At 68.9% G+C, this 15391-nt stretch carries 14 protein-coding genes and 2 pseudogenes; 8 read left to right on the top strand and 8 right to left on the bottom strand.

The annotated features are described in order from the left end of the window. Window positions 1–35: 35 nt before the first annotated feature. A complete protein-coding gene (locus AB0J10_RS08010; RefSeq protein ID WP_363058982.1) occupies window positions 36–869 on the top strand; it encodes a methyltransferase in 834 nt (277 codons plus the stop codon). Window positions 870–1071: 202 nt separating this feature from the next. On the opposite strand, the gene AB0J10_RS08005 is transcribed toward AB0J10_RS08010, so the two are convergent. The 5 genes from AB0J10_RS08005 to AB0J10_RS07985 all read right to left on the bottom strand — a co-directional run bounded on the left by AB0J10_RS08005 (window position 1072) and on the right by AB0J10_RS07985 (window position 5847). Next, window positions 1072–1305 (bottom strand): acyl carrier protein, encoded by a 234-nt coding sequence (locus AB0J10_RS08005; RefSeq protein ID WP_363058980.1) that lies wholly within the window; start codon window positions 1303–1305, stop codon window positions 1072–1074. An 18-nt stretch (window positions 1306–1323) separates the two neighbouring features. Further along, window positions 1324–2268, bottom strand: a complete 945-nt coding sequence (locus tag AB0J10_RS08000) for a beta-ketoacyl-ACP synthase 3 (protein ID WP_363058978.1) — start codon at window positions 2266–2268, stop codon at window positions 1324–1326. Between the two features lie 612 nt (window positions 2269–2880). Then, window positions 2881–4137, bottom strand: coding sequence for an FAD-dependent monooxygenase (locus AB0J10_RS07995; protein ID WP_363058976.1), 1257 nt, complete (start codon window positions 4135–4137; stop codon window positions 2881–2883). Continuing rightward, on the bottom strand, window positions 4127–4294 hold the full coding sequence (locus AB0J10_RS07990; protein ID WP_363058974.1) for a hypothetical protein: 168 nt from the start codon (window positions 4292–4294) through the stop codon (window positions 4127–4129). The genes AB0J10_RS07995 and AB0J10_RS07990 overlap by 11 nt, the downstream gene beginning before the upstream one ends. A gap of 284 nt (window positions 4295–4578) precedes the next feature. Then, the gene (locus tag AB0J10_RS07985) at window positions 4579–5847 is read right to left on the bottom strand and encodes a cytochrome P450 (protein WP_363058972.1); all 1269 of its coding nucleotides are present in this window, start codon (window positions 5845–5847) and stop codon (window positions 4579–4581) included. A 451-nt stretch (window positions 5848–6298) separates the two neighbouring features. On the opposite strand from AB0J10_RS07985, the gene AB0J10_RS07980 reads away from it, so the two are divergent. The 5 genes and pseudogenes from AB0J10_RS07980 to AB0J10_RS07960 form a co-directional block, all read left to right on the top strand. Further along, on the top strand, window positions 6299–7183 hold the full coding sequence (locus AB0J10_RS07980; protein ID WP_363058970.1) for an SDR family oxidoreductase: 885 nt from the start codon (window positions 6299–6301) through the stop codon (window positions 7181–7183). Window positions 7184–7233: 50 nt separating this feature from the next. Beyond that, entirely contained in the window at window positions 7234–7680 is a 447-nt protein-coding gene (locus AB0J10_RS07975) for a nuclear transport factor 2 family protein (protein ID WP_363058968.1), read from the top strand. 125 nt (window positions 7681–7805) lie between these two features. Further along, a pseudogene (locus AB0J10_RS07970) lies at window positions 7806–8078 on the top strand (DNA helicase); the annotation flags it as partial. A 297-nt stretch (window positions 8079–8375) separates the two neighbouring features. After that, window positions 8376–9044: a transposase gene (locus tag AB0J10_RS07965; protein WP_363058966.1), complete on the top strand. Its 669-nt coding sequence runs from the start codon at window positions 8376–8378 to the stop codon at window positions 9042–9044. Then, window positions 8963–9439 (top strand): annotated as a pseudogene (locus AB0J10_RS07960) (hypothetical protein); the annotation flags it as partial. The gene AB0J10_RS07965 and the pseudogene AB0J10_RS07960, both read left to right, overlap by 82 nt. Here AB0J10_RS07960 and AB0J10_RS07955 read toward each other — a convergent pair. Next, window positions 9391–10719: a class I SAM-dependent RNA methyltransferase gene (locus AB0J10_RS07955; RefSeq protein ID WP_363058964.1), complete on the bottom strand. Its 1329-nt coding sequence runs from the start codon at window positions 10717–10719 to the stop codon at window positions 9391–9393. The pseudogene AB0J10_RS07960 and the gene AB0J10_RS07955 sit on opposite strands and share 49 nt — an antisense overlap. 107 nt (window positions 10720–10826) lie before the next feature. Further along, window positions 10827–12875: an APC family permease gene (locus AB0J10_RS07950; RefSeq protein WP_363058962.1), complete on the bottom strand. Its 2049-nt coding sequence runs from the start codon at window positions 12873–12875 to the stop codon at window positions 10827–10829. Window positions 12876–13168: 293 nt separating this feature from the next. On the opposite strand from AB0J10_RS07950, the gene AB0J10_RS07945 reads away from it, so the two are divergent. Both AB0J10_RS07945 and AB0J10_RS07940 read left to right on the top strand, forming a co-directional pair. Next, a complete protein-coding gene (locus AB0J10_RS07945; protein WP_269727976.1) occupies window positions 13169–13837 on the top strand; it encodes a TrkA family potassium uptake protein in 669 nt (222 codons plus the stop codon). Continuing rightward, a complete protein-coding gene (locus AB0J10_RS07940) occupies window positions 13837–14520 on the top strand; it encodes a TrkA family potassium uptake protein (protein WP_363058960.1) in 684 nt (227 codons plus the stop codon). Before AB0J10_RS07945 ends, AB0J10_RS07940 begins: the two co-directional genes overlap by 1 nt. A 127-nt stretch (window positions 14521–14647) precedes the next feature. On the opposite strand, the gene AB0J10_RS07935 is transcribed toward AB0J10_RS07940, so the two are convergent. Then, complete coding sequence (locus tag AB0J10_RS07935; RefSeq protein WP_363058958.1) at window positions 14648–15391, bottom strand: DUF3159 domain-containing protein; 744 nt, start codon at window positions 15389–15391, stop codon at window positions 14648–14650.

The following is a 15391-nucleotide window of genomic DNA, read 5'->3' as shown; positions in this document are numbered from 1 at the left end:
CGTCGGCCGCCCCCTTCCCATGGAAAGGTTCCTCGATGACCGATACTCCGATCCAGACGCAGACGCGGCGCCGTGTCCTGCCCGCCGGCGAGAACGGCTCGCTGTGGGAGGCTCAACCCTCGTGCGGGATCTTCGGATTCCGCGGCATGCGTCTGCGGCTCACCGTGGAGAACCCCGCGAAGGTCCTGTTCCCGACCGACTGCGGGCTGAGCCTGATCGCCGCTCTCAACGGAGACAGCGCCCCTGATCTGGAAGGCGTCAACGCACTGGACATCGGGTCCGGTTCCGGTCTCTACAGCGTCGCCCTGCTCGCGGCCGGCGCCGAGCGGATGACCGCACTGGACATCAACCCCGCCTCAGCCGCCCAGACGACGGTGAACGTGATGGCCAACGGTCTCGACGCCACCCGGCTGACCTGTGTCACGTCGCCGCTGGAGGAGTACACACCGGACGAGCGGTTCGACTTGGTGATCACCAATCCGCCCCACCTGCCCTACGACCCGAGTTACGCGAGGAAGGACGGGCTGGAAACAGCTCTCGTCGCCCGGAGGGGCGGCCGCGCGGTGTACGACTCCGTCGTCGAGCGCGTGGACATGCTCCTCGCGCCGGGCGGCACGCTGCTCATGGCACACTCCTCACTCGCCGACATTCCCCGGACCGTCGAGGAACTCACCACGCGTGGCTATGAGGTCAAGACGCTCGAGGTCTTCGAGATGGACATCCCGCTCCTGGCGTACGCCGAGCACAAGGAGACCGTGCTGACCCTGCTGAAAGAACGGCGGGCAACGGGCCGGGCCGAATTCGACGGGTCGCGCTTCACCGTGCACGCCCTGATGTTCCGGCGCCCTCGGAACGCCACCGGCCGCTGACGTCGCTTCAGCGCTGCCTGGCGGTATCGGAGCGGATGGGCCCGTCGAATCTCTCGGCGGGCCCATCGGGACCCCAACCGCCCCGGCAACCCCTCGACACATGCTCGAGCCGCGGCGCGCTGCCGCACCGGTTTGCCCACGCGGTGCGGCTGCCGAACGATCCTGCTGGTGGTCGGGTGTACAACCCCAGGGACGTGGCTCTTCAGACCGGCGCGTCTTGCTTGTCCTGCATCAATTGCGCGATCTCGCCCAGGGTGTTCGCTTCCGCGAGTTCGTCGAAGCTGATCCGCAATCCCGGGTCGCTTTCCAGCACGAGGGACAGTTCCACCACGAACAGTGAGTCCAGGCCGAGGGCTGTCGGCGTGGCTTCGGGGGAGACCAGCTCGGGCTGTACCTGGAACTTGTCAGTCAGGATGCCGACCAAGATGTCGTACATACCGCTTCTCCGAATGAGTTAGTGCGGGCGGGCGAGGTGCGGCCACACGACGGTGGTGGCGCCCCAGGCCAAGCCGCCGCCGAAGGCCGTCAGCAGGACCCGATGTCCGGGCTTGAGGCTTCTTGCGCGGTTGGCGTGATCAAGGAGGATCGGGATCGACGCGGCCGAGGTGTTGCCGACCTGCTCGATATTGGACAGTGCGCTCTCCGCCGTGACGCCCAACCGCCCTGCGAGCATGGAGATGATCCGTGCGTTCGCCTGGTGGGGGACGATCCGGTCCACGTCCTGCGGCTTCCATTCCGCGACGTCCAGAGCCGCTCGGGAGGCGGAAGTCATACACTCCACTGCTCGCCAGAACACCTCTTGCCCCTCCAGACGCAGATACGAGTCCGCCGGGGTAGCGCCGATCGCCGAGTGTTCCTCGGATCCGCCGCCGCGTACAGTGATCAGGTCACGGCCACCGCCATCGCTGCCCAGCACGCAAGGCCCCAGGGCACCGGGTTCCTCGTGGTGGCCCGAACGCAGAACGACAGCGCCGGCTCCGTCGCCGAAGAGCATGCTCGTCGGGTCATCCGGGGCGACGCTCAGCGACAGCGTGTCTGTCCCGATCACCAGAACGCTGTCAGCCGTGCCCGCGGCAATCAGGCCCTGCGCGACACCCAAGCCATAGACGAAACCGGCGCACACGGCCTGGACGTCCAGCGCGGCCACCCCAGTCATGCCCAGCCGTGACGCGACGCTCGGAGCGGTACCGGGGCACGGCCTGTCCGGCGATGTGGTGGCGACGACCACGGCTGCGACATCGCGGACCGCGGAACGGGCCAGAGCCTCGCGGCCCGCCGCGACCGCCAGGTCCCCACTGGTGGTACCCGGCTCGACGACGTGCCGGAACCTGATACCGGAGCGCTGGAACATCCAATCGGGCGACCTACCCAGGCGCTCGACCAGTTCTTCGTTGGCCACCCGGCGTGGTGGCAAGTGCGACCCGACACCCACCAGGACGGACGCCGGGACTCTTCGATCCCTCACTTCCCCACCCTTGACTTCGGACACGGACCGGGAGCCCGCTTGGGCAACCGGAGCAGACAGCCCTGCGCACTCCCAAGAGAAAGTCGACACTCTCAGTAGCCGTACACATACACAGTGTCCCACATTGCCCCGTGTCGTCACCCTCGGACCTGCCCCGATCCATCCGCAGGGAGGTCCTGGTCGTCCACGGTTTCGCGGAACCAGCGCCAGGGGGGCCACAGCCTGTGCCGGTTCCCCCGCCGACACTGAGGTCGGCCTGTCCGAGCAACCGGTCCTGTACACGCCGCGTTCCTGTCGGCGTACCTCCACACGGTCGCGTCACCCGAGGGCCGCACCTACACCCCACGGGAATTCGAGCAGTGGTACGCCGAAGCGGGTTTCGAGCCGATGGATCGCCGGATTTCCGGGCGATTCGACGTCATTCTCCGCGCCCGCAAGCCAGCGTCCGGCTGAGACTTCGCAATTCGGCCGCTCGGCACGCCTCCCGCAAAGAACACGTAACACGATCTTGTCGGCGACCGCAAAGCGCAACAAGGGTGCCGAACCTCAAGGACGTTCAGGGAGCGGCGGTGCTGGAACGGTGACCTGAGTCCGTGAACTCGGCTCGCGCTGGACATTGCTCGGCTCGGCCGCGGGGCCGTCCTGGAAGACGAGTGCCTGAGCAATCCGCCGCGTGAGGATGCGGCGCGGGGTCAGCCGGAAGGAACCATTCCGGACCAGCCGCCGGACAGGACGGGCCGCCTGCTCGAGGTCGCTCATCCTGCGGGACTCGGCCACCATCGACCTGGTGCGGTCGCGGCGGCGCCTTTCGTACGCACGCAAACTTGCCACCAGGTCGTGACCTGTCGCGGGCTCGGCGAGCGTGCGTGCCAATACGATCGCGTCCTCCATCGCCATGCCGGCGCCCTGGGCCAGCGTGGTCAGCATGGGGTGGGCGGCATCGCCGATCAGAGTGACGGGGCCGTCGCCCCAGCGCTCCAGGAAGGCTCGGTCATGGGAGGGGACGGTGAGGATGTCCTGCTCTGGAGTGGCCTCGATCACGGCCCGCACCTCGTCGGCCCAACATTCGTACGCCTGGCCGAGACTGTCCTTGACCCCGTGTGCGGGGGATGCCCCGGCGGACGTACTCATGGCCGCCCACCAGTAGCAGCGTCCGTGGCCGATGTCGATGAGACCGAAACGCTGTCCGCTGCCCCAGTAGTGGCGCACGGCGCCCGTGGTGAGGAGAGGATGCCGAAGCTCAGCGATGCCGAGCCGGAAGTGGTGGTCGGTGCCCCGAGCCGGCTCCGGCCCGAAGAGATGACGTCGGACAGCCGAGTTGAAGCCGTCGGCGCCGATCAGGATGTCTCCGCTCGCCGAACGCCCGTCGGTGAAACGGACGGAGACGCCCGTCTCGGCTGTCTCGAAGCCGGCAGCGGTCGCGCCGAGGTGGATCGGGCAGTCCCCGGCTTCCACCAGCAGGGCTTCCTGCAGGGCGGTACGGCTCAAGCAATAACTGGGCGCGCCTGCGCGGTCGCAGGCGTCATTGAACGGCAGGTCTCTGATCCTTCGGCCACGCCGGTTCATGATTCTGAACGACTCCACGGCCTGACCGCGCTTGTCCAGGCAGAGATCGATACCCAAGCCGGACAGGGCGGTAACGGCGTTGCTCATGACCGCCAGACCGGAGCCGGCGGCGCGGAGCTCGGTGGCGCGTTCGTAGACCTTGACGTCGACGCCGACGCGTCGCAGCGCGATCGCACAGGTCAGACCGCCGATACCGGCGCCGATGACCAGGGCCCTCACGGGCCGTTCACACACCACGATGTCGGCTCCTCTGACCGGCGTGGGTGAAGGCTGCCCTGCTCGGCTCGGCGACGGTGCCGGCCACATCTGCCATGTACGGTTCCTCCGTGATCGTCGAGCGGTCGCCGGTGGCGTGGACGACGTGAACCCGGCCGCTGGTTGCTGCTCCAGCCATTGCAGGGGTCCTTGTGGCGGGTTCCCGCGGCACTGCACACGGCCGACAAGACGGCGGTATGCGGTTCGCGGGAACGCCGTTGCTGTCGGTGCACCGCAGCCGGAAGGTCTCCTGGCGGTGCAACACCCGCTCTGCGGAGGGCGCGAGCCTGGCCAGGTCGACGCTGCCGTGCCGGCGCTCGTGAACCACGCAGTCGAACCGGGGCGATTCCGGAGCCTGCGAGCCAGCCGACCACACAAGCCGCTGACACACCGTCAAGGGATACGACCTCTCGTGCTTCATGTTCACTGATCGGGGGTTCCTTCCAGCCGTACGGGGACCTCCTGGTGCCCGTTGAAGATCAAGGAGGGCAACGGAACCAGACAGTCGGCTTCGACGGCGAGTTCGAGCGTGGGGAACCGGGAGAAGAGGGCCTTCAGCGCGATGCGCCCTTCCAGACGCGCGAGTTCGGCACCCAGGCAGTAGGTGCGGCCGTAGCTGAAGGCCACGTGCTCACGAGTGGTGGCGCGGGTGATGTCAAAGAGATCGGCATCCGCGCCGTGGACTTCGAGATCGCGGCCGGCCGCGGCGTAGTTGATGACGATGGCGTCACCTCGCAGGAACGTCAGTCCGGTCGCCTCGTCGTACAGATCCTCCGTGGGGAAGCGCATCATGAAGTTTGCCACCGGAGCCTGGTGACGCAGAGTCTCCTCCACCACTTGGTCCCAGCCGACCCGGCCTGCCATGGCAAGGTCCAGCTGGGCCGGGTGCGTGAGCAGGTTGACCACGGCGTGGTCCAGCAGGTTCGCTGTGGTCCCATAGCCGGCACCCATCATCATCCAGAGGCTGTCGGCCAGCTCCCGTTCGGTGAGCCGGCCCTCATGGTGGGCCTGGACCAGGGCGGAGCTGACGTCGTCACCAGGGCGTTCGGTCTTGAGCGCGATCAAAGCCCCGAGGAGCCGCTCGGCCTCAGCCGTGTTGGCGGCGACCTGCTCCGCGGTCAGATTCGTCATGAACACCGTGTCGTTGATGCCCTGGAAGCCGTGCTGCATGTTCTCCGGCAGACCGAGGAGCGCGGTGACCGTCCGCCACGGCAGCTGCTCCGCGAAGTGCCTCCGCAGATCGACGACCCCGTCGGGCGCAGCAGCCGCTGCCACCGCCAGGTCGTCGAGCAACGCGCCCGTCGTCTCCTCGAGCCACGGGGCGAGCGCGCGTACGCGGCGGGAGGCGAACGTGGGGACCAGCGGATGACGCAGTCGGCTGTGGTCCGGCCCGTAGGCGGTCTGGACGGTGCGGATGTCGACCCAGATCCTCAGCGGCCAGTCGGGGGGGAGGTCACCGTCGAGGAATGCGGGCCAGTGCCGGTGGGCGTCCTTGGAGATTCGGGGATGGACCAACAACCGCCGGACGAGGCCCGGGTCGGTCACCGACCACGCCGGTACACCGCCGGGCAGCTCGACTCGGGCAGCTGGCCCCACGGCACGCAATGCTGTGGCTTCACCGTGGATGTCCGCGGCGCTGCCATCCAGCCGGTAGGGGCAACGTCCGGGGGTGTCCTGCGTCGCAGTGGCCATGCTCATCCTCTGGGTGAGGGGGATGAAGCGAACAATAGTGGCGATATAGACCACTCTCCCTATCCCGCAAGCAGATGGGTCAATCTCTCACCTATAGGGCTGAAAACAGACACTCACGCCATAACCAAAGCGACGCCCCGATAGTTGCCTCGAAGAGTGAGCGGGCGCGTGGGCCCGTTGCTCAGGCACACCGCGGGCTTGCGGTGCCTTCGTCACCACATGACCGTTGGCTGCCGCACCTCCCCGCATCTTTGTCGGCTGTGATGCGACGGTCGTCCGGCCCTGGCAGGCCTTGCCTGCGCGTCGCAGCCGATACCGGCCATTGACGGGTCAGAGTCTGCATCCTTCTCGTGCAGCGGGGTGATCGCCGCACAGCTGGTGGAGCGGTTCGTCGAGGGAACTCCGGGCGCGATCGTGCTCCGCGTCCAGGTCCTGGTTTTGGAGGAATGACGTGTCGAGAGCTTCGTGCGCGACGCCGCCTGCGGGCCGACCCGTGGTCATCACCGGGGCCTCATCTGGCCTGGGGAAGGCATGCGCGCTCCACCTGGCGAAGGTCGGCTTTCACGTCTTCGCCGGAGTGCGCCGCCCTGAGGACGGGGATGAGTTGCGCCTGTCCGCCACCGGACGGCTGACCCCCGTCGTCATCGACGTGACGGACGAGAAGACGGTCTCGGCCGCTGTGCACGAGGTCACGGGGGCGGTCGGTGAGGCCGGCCTGTGGGGGCTCGTCAACAACGCCGGCATCGCTGTCACAGCTCCGCTGGAATGCGTGCCCAGCGAGCTCATGCGTCGGCAACTGGACACGAATGTCACGGGTCAACTGTTGGTGATCCAGGGCTTTTTGCCGCTGCTGCGGGCCGGTTCCGGACGGATCGTCAACGTGACCTCGGGCCTTGGGAACGTGGCCATCCCCTACCTCGGCGCCTACGCCGCCGCCCAGTTCGCCAAGGAGGCACTCAGCGACGCGCTGCGCCGGGAACTCGCTCCGCAGGGGATCCCCGTCACTGTGGTCCAGCCCGGCGCAGTCCTCACCCCGCTGTGGGAGAAGATGTCCGACGCGGGCAGTCGGGCGCTGGAGAGCGCCCCAGAGCCGGTCCACAATCTCTACCGCGGCACATTCCCGCGGTTCATGGTGAACAACGAGACCTCAGCTCGGACCAGCCGCACGACCCCCGACGACGTGGCCCGAGTGATCTTCCGAGCACTGGTCGCCAAGCGGCCCGGGACCCGCTACGGGGTCGGCCGCGACGCCAGGGGAAGCCGCGTGCTGGCCAGGCTGCTGCCTGACCGGGCGATCGACCGCATTCTGGGCGGGATCGTCACACCCGCCAGATGACCGCCATCCTCACCACCCGGTACCACAAACATTCAGAGAGGAGCACCGTCATGAGCGCGACGCAGGGGCTGAAGGACCTGTTCAAGCACGGCCTGGACCTGTTGGAGGAGGGGAGGATCGAGGAGTGGATCGACGGCTTCGCCGAGGACGGCGCGCTCGAATTCCCTTATCCCGCATGGGGCCTCCCCACCCGGATGCAGGGTCGGGAGGCGCTGCTCGCCCAGATGACGATGTTCCGTGAGCAGCTCAAGGTCGCGTTTTCCGAGCCAGAGTTCTACGCCACCACCGAGGACGGCCTGGTCGTCGCGGCCTTCACCGCCGACTGCACCTTGCTCGCCACCGGGGGCCAGTACCACCAGACCTACCTGTCGGTGGTGCGCTACGAGCAGGGAAAGATCGTGCTCTTCCGCGACTTCTGGAATCCTTGGCTGGTGATGGAGGCTGCCGGCGGCGAACGCGCCTGGAAGGAGCTCCTGCCGAGGATGGCTCGGACCTGACTCCCCGTGCCCGTTATTCAGATGCCGGACCGCCGCGTGAGTGCCGACAGATCACGGGGCACCGCAGCGCATTCGGGTGTCTGCACGGCGGGCGCCGCCGCAGCCGGAAGTGATCCCTCATCAGGTCCCGACAGCAGGCCACGGACGACAGCCAGGCGGTACGCGAATGGCGCGGGCTTCTGGACGAGTTGGGAGAGGACGGCTGGGACGCGGAGTTCCAGCACGACGAGTGGACGCAGGTCATCCTCGGCCAGGCCGTCGGCACCCGCACCAACCGCTTCCGGGCCCGGCGCGCCGGACGTGGCAGGAACGTCGGCCGCGCCGAGCACGCCGAGATCTGGCAGCTCGCTGAGCGCTTCACCCAGCGGCTGGACCGGCTCGGGCGGCAGACCTGGGACTCTCCCACGCAGGTCTGCTCGACCAATCCACCTGTTGCATCGCCGGAATCATGTCGGCACGCCCCGCCCGCAACCTGGGGAATCAGAAAATCAGCAGGTCAGCGACTCAGCGTACCTTCGGTGCGCGCCGGGGCGTGGTAAATGCCGTGGCGTGCGCCGGGGGTGCTTCTGTCTGCCCTGATGTGGGCTGCGGCCGGTCCGGGAAGCTGAAGGTGTTCGTTCCGGCCGAAACCGAGGCTTCTGTGATGCCGGTGAGCTCGCAGGTCAGCATGGTGCCGAGGGCCGTCCACGGGAACCGTGGAGTGTTGCTGTGAGCACGCGCGTCAGAATTCCTGTTCCACCCTGGCCCTCCCGGAACGGCGAGTCGCCCGCTCGTCCGGTGAGGGAGGGAGCAGGGCCGTGGACGTGCTGCACGAACGCTGCGCCGGCCTGGACATCAGCAAGAAGGACGCCAAAGCGTGCGTCCGCGCCCCGAGCACGAAACGGCGGGGAACATTCACCACCCAGACCACGACCTGGGGTTCGACCACGAACGCCGTGCTCGCCCTGCGGGATCATCTGGTCGCTGCCGGGGCCACCCTCGTCGTGATCGAAGCGACCTCGGACTACTGGAAGCCGTTCTACTACCTGCCGGCCGAGGACCTGAACGTGATCCTGGTCAACGCCCGGCAGGTCAAGAACCTGCCCGGCCGCAAGACGGACGTCTCCGACGCCGCCTGGCCGGCCCAGCTCGGCGCGCACGGCCTGGTCCGTCCCTCGTTCGTGCCACCGCAGCCGGTGCGCGAACTGCGGGACCTGACTCGGGCCCGCACCCAGATGACCCGCGAACGCGGGCACACCTCGCCTCCTGGGCCGGGGTCTGCCCCGGCCACCACGAGTCCGCCGGCCGCACCAAGAACACCAAGGTCCGCCCCGGCAACCCGTATCTCAAAGGGGCCCTCGGCCTGGCTGCCTTCGGCGCGGTGAGAACCAAGGACACCTACCTGCAGGCCCGCTACAAGCGGCTGACCGCCCGCCGCGGGCCGATGAAGGCCCTGGTCGCCGTCGAGCACTCGATCATCACCGCGATCTGGCACATGCTCACCGCCAACGTCCCCTACCACGAACTCGGCGGCACCTGCTTCACCCAGAGCGACCCCGAACGCGCCACCCGCCGCGCCATCACCGCCCTCAACCAGCTCGGCTACAGCGTCACCCTCAACCCGATCGAAGGCGCAGCCTTACCGCTCACAGACCAAGTGCCCGGCGGCCCCGACGACCACCGGTCACCCAGCCCTGCCCAAACAGCCCCTGACCCGCACCTATTTACGCGTCAGGAGCCCTTTGCGGCCGGTTCGAGGATGGCGACACACTCTACGTGATGCGTCATCGGGAACAGGTCGAACGCCCGCAGCGTCCGCGGCCGGTAGCCGTGCTCGCGGAAGTACGCCAGGTCCCGTGCGAGGGCCGCCGGGTCGCAGGCGACGTATGCAATGCGGCGGGCGCCGAGGCCGGAGACGTACTCGACGGTGGAGCGGCCGGCGCCCGCGCGGGGCGGGTCGAGGACGACGAGGTCGGCGTCGGTGATACCGGTGCGGGGCAGGACGGACTCGACCTTGCCCTGCTCGATGCGCACCCGCGGCAGGTCCTGGAGGTTGTGGCGGGCGTCCTCCACGGCGCGCTTGCCGGACTCGATGCCGAGCACCGCGCCCTTCTCGCCGACGCGTTGGGCGATCGCTCCCGCGAACAGGCCGACGCCGCAGTAGAGATCGAGCGCGGTGTCGCCCTTGCGCGGCAGCAGACCCTGCATCACGGCCTCGACGAGCGTCTGGGCCGCCTTCGGGTGGACCTGCCAGAAGCCGCCCATGCCGACCCGGTAGGTGCGGTCGTCCGCACGCTCGCGGACGAAGGGGCGGCCGTGCACGCGGTGCACACTGCCGTCGCCTTCGTGGACGCGCAGGACGGAGACCGGCCTGTCGAGTTCCACGATCGGTAGCCGGGCACCGGGCCTCGGGGTGAGGATCACCTGGCGGTCCTGGGAGCCCGTCGCGGCGATGGCCTCGATCGAGGCCATGCCCTCCCAGGTCCGTCCCTCGATGCCGAGTTCCGATACCCCGGGCGCCGCGATCATGCAGTGCTCGACCGGTTCCACCTCGTGGGAGCGGTGCCTGCGCAGGCCCGCGCGCCCCTCCGCGCCGACGGCGTACTGCACCCTCGTGCGCCAGGCCGGGACCTGGCCCGCGGGCAGCTTGTCGCCCTCCGCCGGAATGACGGTGCCGTCCCAACCGGCCTCCTCCGGGGTGAGGCCCGCGAGCCGCTTCAGCTGCTCGGCCACGACCTCGCCCTTGAAGCGCCGCTGCGCGCCCGGCTTGGCGTGCTGCCAGTCGCAGCCGCCGCACCGGCCGGGCCCGGCGTAAGGGCACGGCGCCTCGACGCGGTCCTTGGACGCCTCAAGGACGCGCACCGCGTCGGCGCGCAGATAGCGGGAGCCCTCCTCACCCTCGGTGATCCGGGCCACGACCTTCTCGCCGGGCAGCGCGTGCCGGACGAAGAGGACCCGGCCGGCGTCGGTGCGGGCGATGCAGTGCCCGCCGTGCGCGACGGGGCCGACCTCGACCTCGTACTCCTCCCCGACGAGCGAGGCATCGGAAGCGTTCGGCATGGCGGGATGACTCCAGGGATACGAGAGGGGGCCGTCGCCCGTCCGCGGACGACAGCCCCCCAGTCTACGTGGGCCGGAGGGTGCCCAGGCCCGTGCCCGCACCCGCGTCAGCTCCGGCCGCTGGGCTCCTTGGCCTGATCGCTCACCGGGCCGCGGCGCACCGATCCGGGCGCGTTCCACTCCTGGCGCTTCCTGGCGCGCTTCTTGGCCAGCTCGGAGGACTGGAGCTGGTAGGGGACGGAGGTGACCATGACGCCCGGGGTGAACAGCAGCCTGCCCTTGAGGCGCAGGGCGCTCTGGTTGTGCAGCAGGTGCTCCCACCAGTGGCCGACCACGTACTCGGGGATGATCACGCTGACGGCGTCGCGCGGGCTCTCCCGCCGCAGGCTCCTCACGTACTCGATGATCGGCCGGGTGATCTCCCGGTACGGCGAGTGGAGGATCTTCAGCGGGATGTTGATGCCGCGCCGGTCCCACTCCTCCTTCAGCGCCTTCGTCTCCGCCGGGTCGACGTCGATGCTCAGGGCCTCGAGCTTGTCGGAGCGCATGAGCTTGGCGTAGGCGAGGGCCCGCAGGGTCGGCCGGTGGACCTTGGACACCAGCACGATGGAGTGGACCCGGGAGGGCCGGACACTGTCGTCGGAGGGCTCGTCGGGCGCGGCGATCTCGTCGGACACCCGGTCGTAGTGGCGGCGGATCGCCGACATGGTCCCGTAGAAGATCACCATGCCCAGAAGCGCCACCCAGGCGCCGTGCGTGAACTTGGTGACGAGGACGACGACCAGGACGAGACCGGTGAAGAAGGCACCGAAGGCGTTGATCGCCCGCGAGCGGATCATGCGACGCCGTGCCGCCGGGTCCCGCTCCGTCCGCAGATGGCGGTTCCAGTGCCGGACCATGCCGGTCTGGCTGAGGGTGAAGGAGACGAAGACACCGACGATGTAGAGCTGGATGAGCTTCGTGGAGTCGGCGTCGTAGACCCAGACCAGCAGCATGGCCGCGCCGGCGAGCAGCACGATGCCGTTGGAGAAGGCGAGCCGGTCGCCGCGGGTGTGCAGCTGGCGCGGCAGGTACCGGTCCTGGGCGAGGATCGAGCCGAGCAGCGGGAAGCCGTTGTACGCCGTGTTGGCGGCCAGGAAGAGGACGAGTGCGGTGGCCGCGGCGAGCAGGACGAAGAAGAAGGTCTGCTCGCCGAAGACGGCTGCCGCGACCTGCGAGATCACCGGGTCCTGGACGTAGCCGGGGCCGACCGGCTGTCCGTTCTGGATGAGGTCGTGGGCGGGGTTCTCGGCCATCCGTACGTCGCTGGCCATGGCCAGGCCGATGATGCCGCAGAACATGGTGACGGCGAGCACGCCCATGAGCAGCAGTGTCGTGGCGGCGTTCCGGCTCTTGGGCTTGCGGAAGGCGGGGACGCCGTTGCTGATGGCCTCGACTCCGGTGAGCGCGGCACAGCCGGAGGAGAAGGCGCGCAGCAACAGGAAGACCATGGCGAAGCCGGCCAGGCCCTGCTGCTCGGGCTCGATCTCGAAGTCCGCGGTCGGGGCGCGCATGGTGTCGTCGAGGACGATGCCCTTGAAGGCTCCCCAGGCGATCATGGTGAAGACGCCGAAGACGAAGACGTACGTGGGGATCGCGAAGAGCTTCCCGGACTCCTTGACCCCGCGCAGGTTCATCAGGGTCAGCAGCAGGATGATGACGACGGCGCTGAGCACCTTGTGCTCGATCACGAAGTGAACCGCGGAGCCCAGGTTCTCCACTCCGGAGGAGATCGACACGGCCACGGTGAGGACGTAGTCGACGAGGAGGGCGCTGGCGACGGTGAGGCCGGCCCTCGGGCCGAGGTTGGTGTTCGCCACCTCGTAGTCGCCGCCGCCGCTCGGGTACGCGTGGACGTTCTGCCGGTAGGAGGCTACGACGGTGAACATCAGGACCACGACGGCGGCCGCGATCCAGGGGCTGAACTGGTAGGCCGACACTCCCGCGATCGAGAGGACGAGCAGCACTTCCCCGGGTGCGTAGGCCACCGAGGACAGCGGGTCGGAGGCGAAGACGGGGAGCGCGATCCGCTTCGGCAGGAGCGTCTCGCCCAGCCTGTCGCTCCGTAGCGCCCGGCCGATCAGGATGCGTTTGGGCAGGTCGGTCAGTTTGGACACGGAGAGGATCGTAAGGGGTTCCTGCTGACGGCGCCCAGCCGTGGGCCCCTGCGCCACGAAATCGCCTCTGGTCTGCCACGCTGCGGCAATGCGCCGGCCACGGAGTGCTACGCCGCCGGGTCTACCGGCGGTATCGGTACCGCGGATGAGGGCAACGCGGGTGGTGCGTCATAAGCTCGTCTGGGGCGGCAACCGCACACTGAGCCCCGTCGTTGCCCGGCAGAGCCGAGAGAGAAGAGTGAGCAGGGTGTTTGCGCAGGTCATCGGGATGACCAGGACTGCGGGGTAGATAGGTGCACATCGTGATCATGGGCTGTGGGCGCGTGGGAGCCGCGCTCGCGCAGACCCTGGAGCAACAGGGGCACACCGTCGCCGTCGTCGATCAGGACCCCACCGCCTTCCGTCGTCTGGGCTCCGGGTTCGGCGGGCGCCGGGTCACCGGTGTCGGCTTCGACCAGGACACGCTCCGCGAGGCGGGCATCGAGGAGGCCGGCGCCTTCGCGGCGGTCAGCAGCGGTGACAACTCCAACATCATCGCCGCGCGGGTGGCCCGAGAGATGTTCGGGATCGAGAACGTCGCGGCCCGTATCTACGACCCTCGGCGCGCCGAGGTCTACCAGCGGCTGGGCATTCCCACCGTGGCGACGGTCCGCTGGACCGCGGACCAGATGCTCCGCCGGCTGCTGCCCTCCGGGGCGGAGGAGCTGTGGCGGGACCCGAGCGGCGCGGTGCAGCTCGCCGAGGTCCACACCTCCCCGGCCTGGATCGGCCACAAGGTCAGCCGGCTGCAGGAGGAGACGGGCGTGCGGGTCGCGTTCCTCACCCGGCTGGGCGAGGCGGTCCTGCCGACCTCCCAGACCGTGCTGCAGGAAGGCGATCTGGTGCACGTGATGATGCGCACGGACGAGATCGAGAAGGTAGAGGCGGCGTTCGCCCAGGGTCCCGAGGGGGGCGGTCACTGATGCGGGTGGCGATTGCCGGGGCCGGCGCGGTGGGCCGTTCCATCGCGGGAGAGCTGCTGGAGAACGGGCACGAGATCCTCCTGATCGACAAGGCGCCCACCGCCATCTCGGTGGAGCGGGTGCCGCAGGCGGAGTGGCTGCTGGCCGACGCCTGTGAGATCACGTCACTGGACGAGGCGGCGCTGCAGCGCTGCAACGTGGTGATCGCGGCGACGGGTGACGACAAGGTGAACCTCGTCGTCTCCCTGCTCGCGAAGACCGAGTACGGCGTGCCGCGCGTGGTGGCCCGGGTGAACAACCCCAAGAACGAGTGGCTGTTCAACGAGTCGTGGGGCGTCGATGTCGCGGTGTCCACGCCGCGTCTGATGTCGGCGCTGGTCGAGGAGGCCGTGAGCGTCGGCGACCTGGTGCGGCTCCTCCGCTTCAGCCACGGCGACGCCAACCTCGTCGAGTTGACCCTTCCGCCGGAGTCGGCGCTGGCCGGCACGCAGGTGGGCGATGTGGCCTGGCCCGAGGACACCTCGCTGGTGACGATCATCCGGGGGCCCCGGGTGCTCACCCCGCACGACGAGGAGACCTTGGAGCCGGGCGACGAGCTCCTGTTCGTGGCCGCGCAGGCGCGTGAGGAGCAGCTGGAGGACCTGCTGTCGGTCCGCCGTGAGGACCCGACGGCGACGGGCTGACTCCGCACGGACCGCGGAAGGCCGAGCGCCGTACGGGACCGGATCCCCGGTCAGTCCGGCGCTCGGCCTTCCGGCTGCCGGCGCCCGGGGAGCGCCGGCAGGCGAGGTCCGGGTGCGTCCGGGCCGCTTACGCCTCGCCCTCGCGGGCCGCGGCCGCCTTGCGGGCCTCCTCGGCGCGCTCCTGCTCCTCCATCTCGGCGAAGACGTCGATGGGCGGCGGGGCCTTCGCCAGGAACACCCAGGTCAGATAGACCGCCAGCAGGAACGGCGGGATCTTGAGCGCGACCAGCACCCAGCCGAGCTGGGTCGTGTCCGCCCACCAGTAGAGCGGGAAGAGGATCGCGCACTTGGCGAGCAGGATCAGTCCCCAGGCCCAGCTGGCCTTGGCATAGGCCTTCTTGCGGCCGGGGTTGCGGGTCCGCCAGGAGAGGTTCTCCTTGAAGACCGGCCCGAGGATGAGGCCGATCAGGGGGACGCCCGCCAGGGTCGTGATGATGTACGCGAGGGCGAGGCCCAGGGTGTACAGCATGCCCGGCAGGTAGAAGTCCTTCGCGTTGCCGGTCATCATCGCGAACACGACGCCGAAGGCCACGCCGAAGACTCCGCTGAAGGCGTGCTTCACGGTGTCCCGGCGGACGAGCCGGACGGCGACGAGGACCAGGGACAGCCCGAGGGCCGCGATGGCCGAGAGGTGCAGGTCCTTGTTGATCGTGTAGATCGTGACGAAGAGCAGTCCGGGCAGGACCGTCTCGACCGTGCCCCGGATACCGCCGAAGGCCTCGAACAGGGCCGCTTCGGTCACGGCCTTGGCGTGCCGGGCGTGACCGTCGTCGTCCTGTTCCTGCGTGGTCGGCTTGTCGAGGGACGTCAC

The organism is Streptomyces sp. NPDC049887 (assembly GCF_040656535.1).
GTDB lineage: Bacteria > Actinomycetota > Actinomycetes > Streptomycetales > Streptomycetaceae > Streptomyces.
This window is presented reverse-complemented; position numbering and strand designations above follow the sequence as displayed.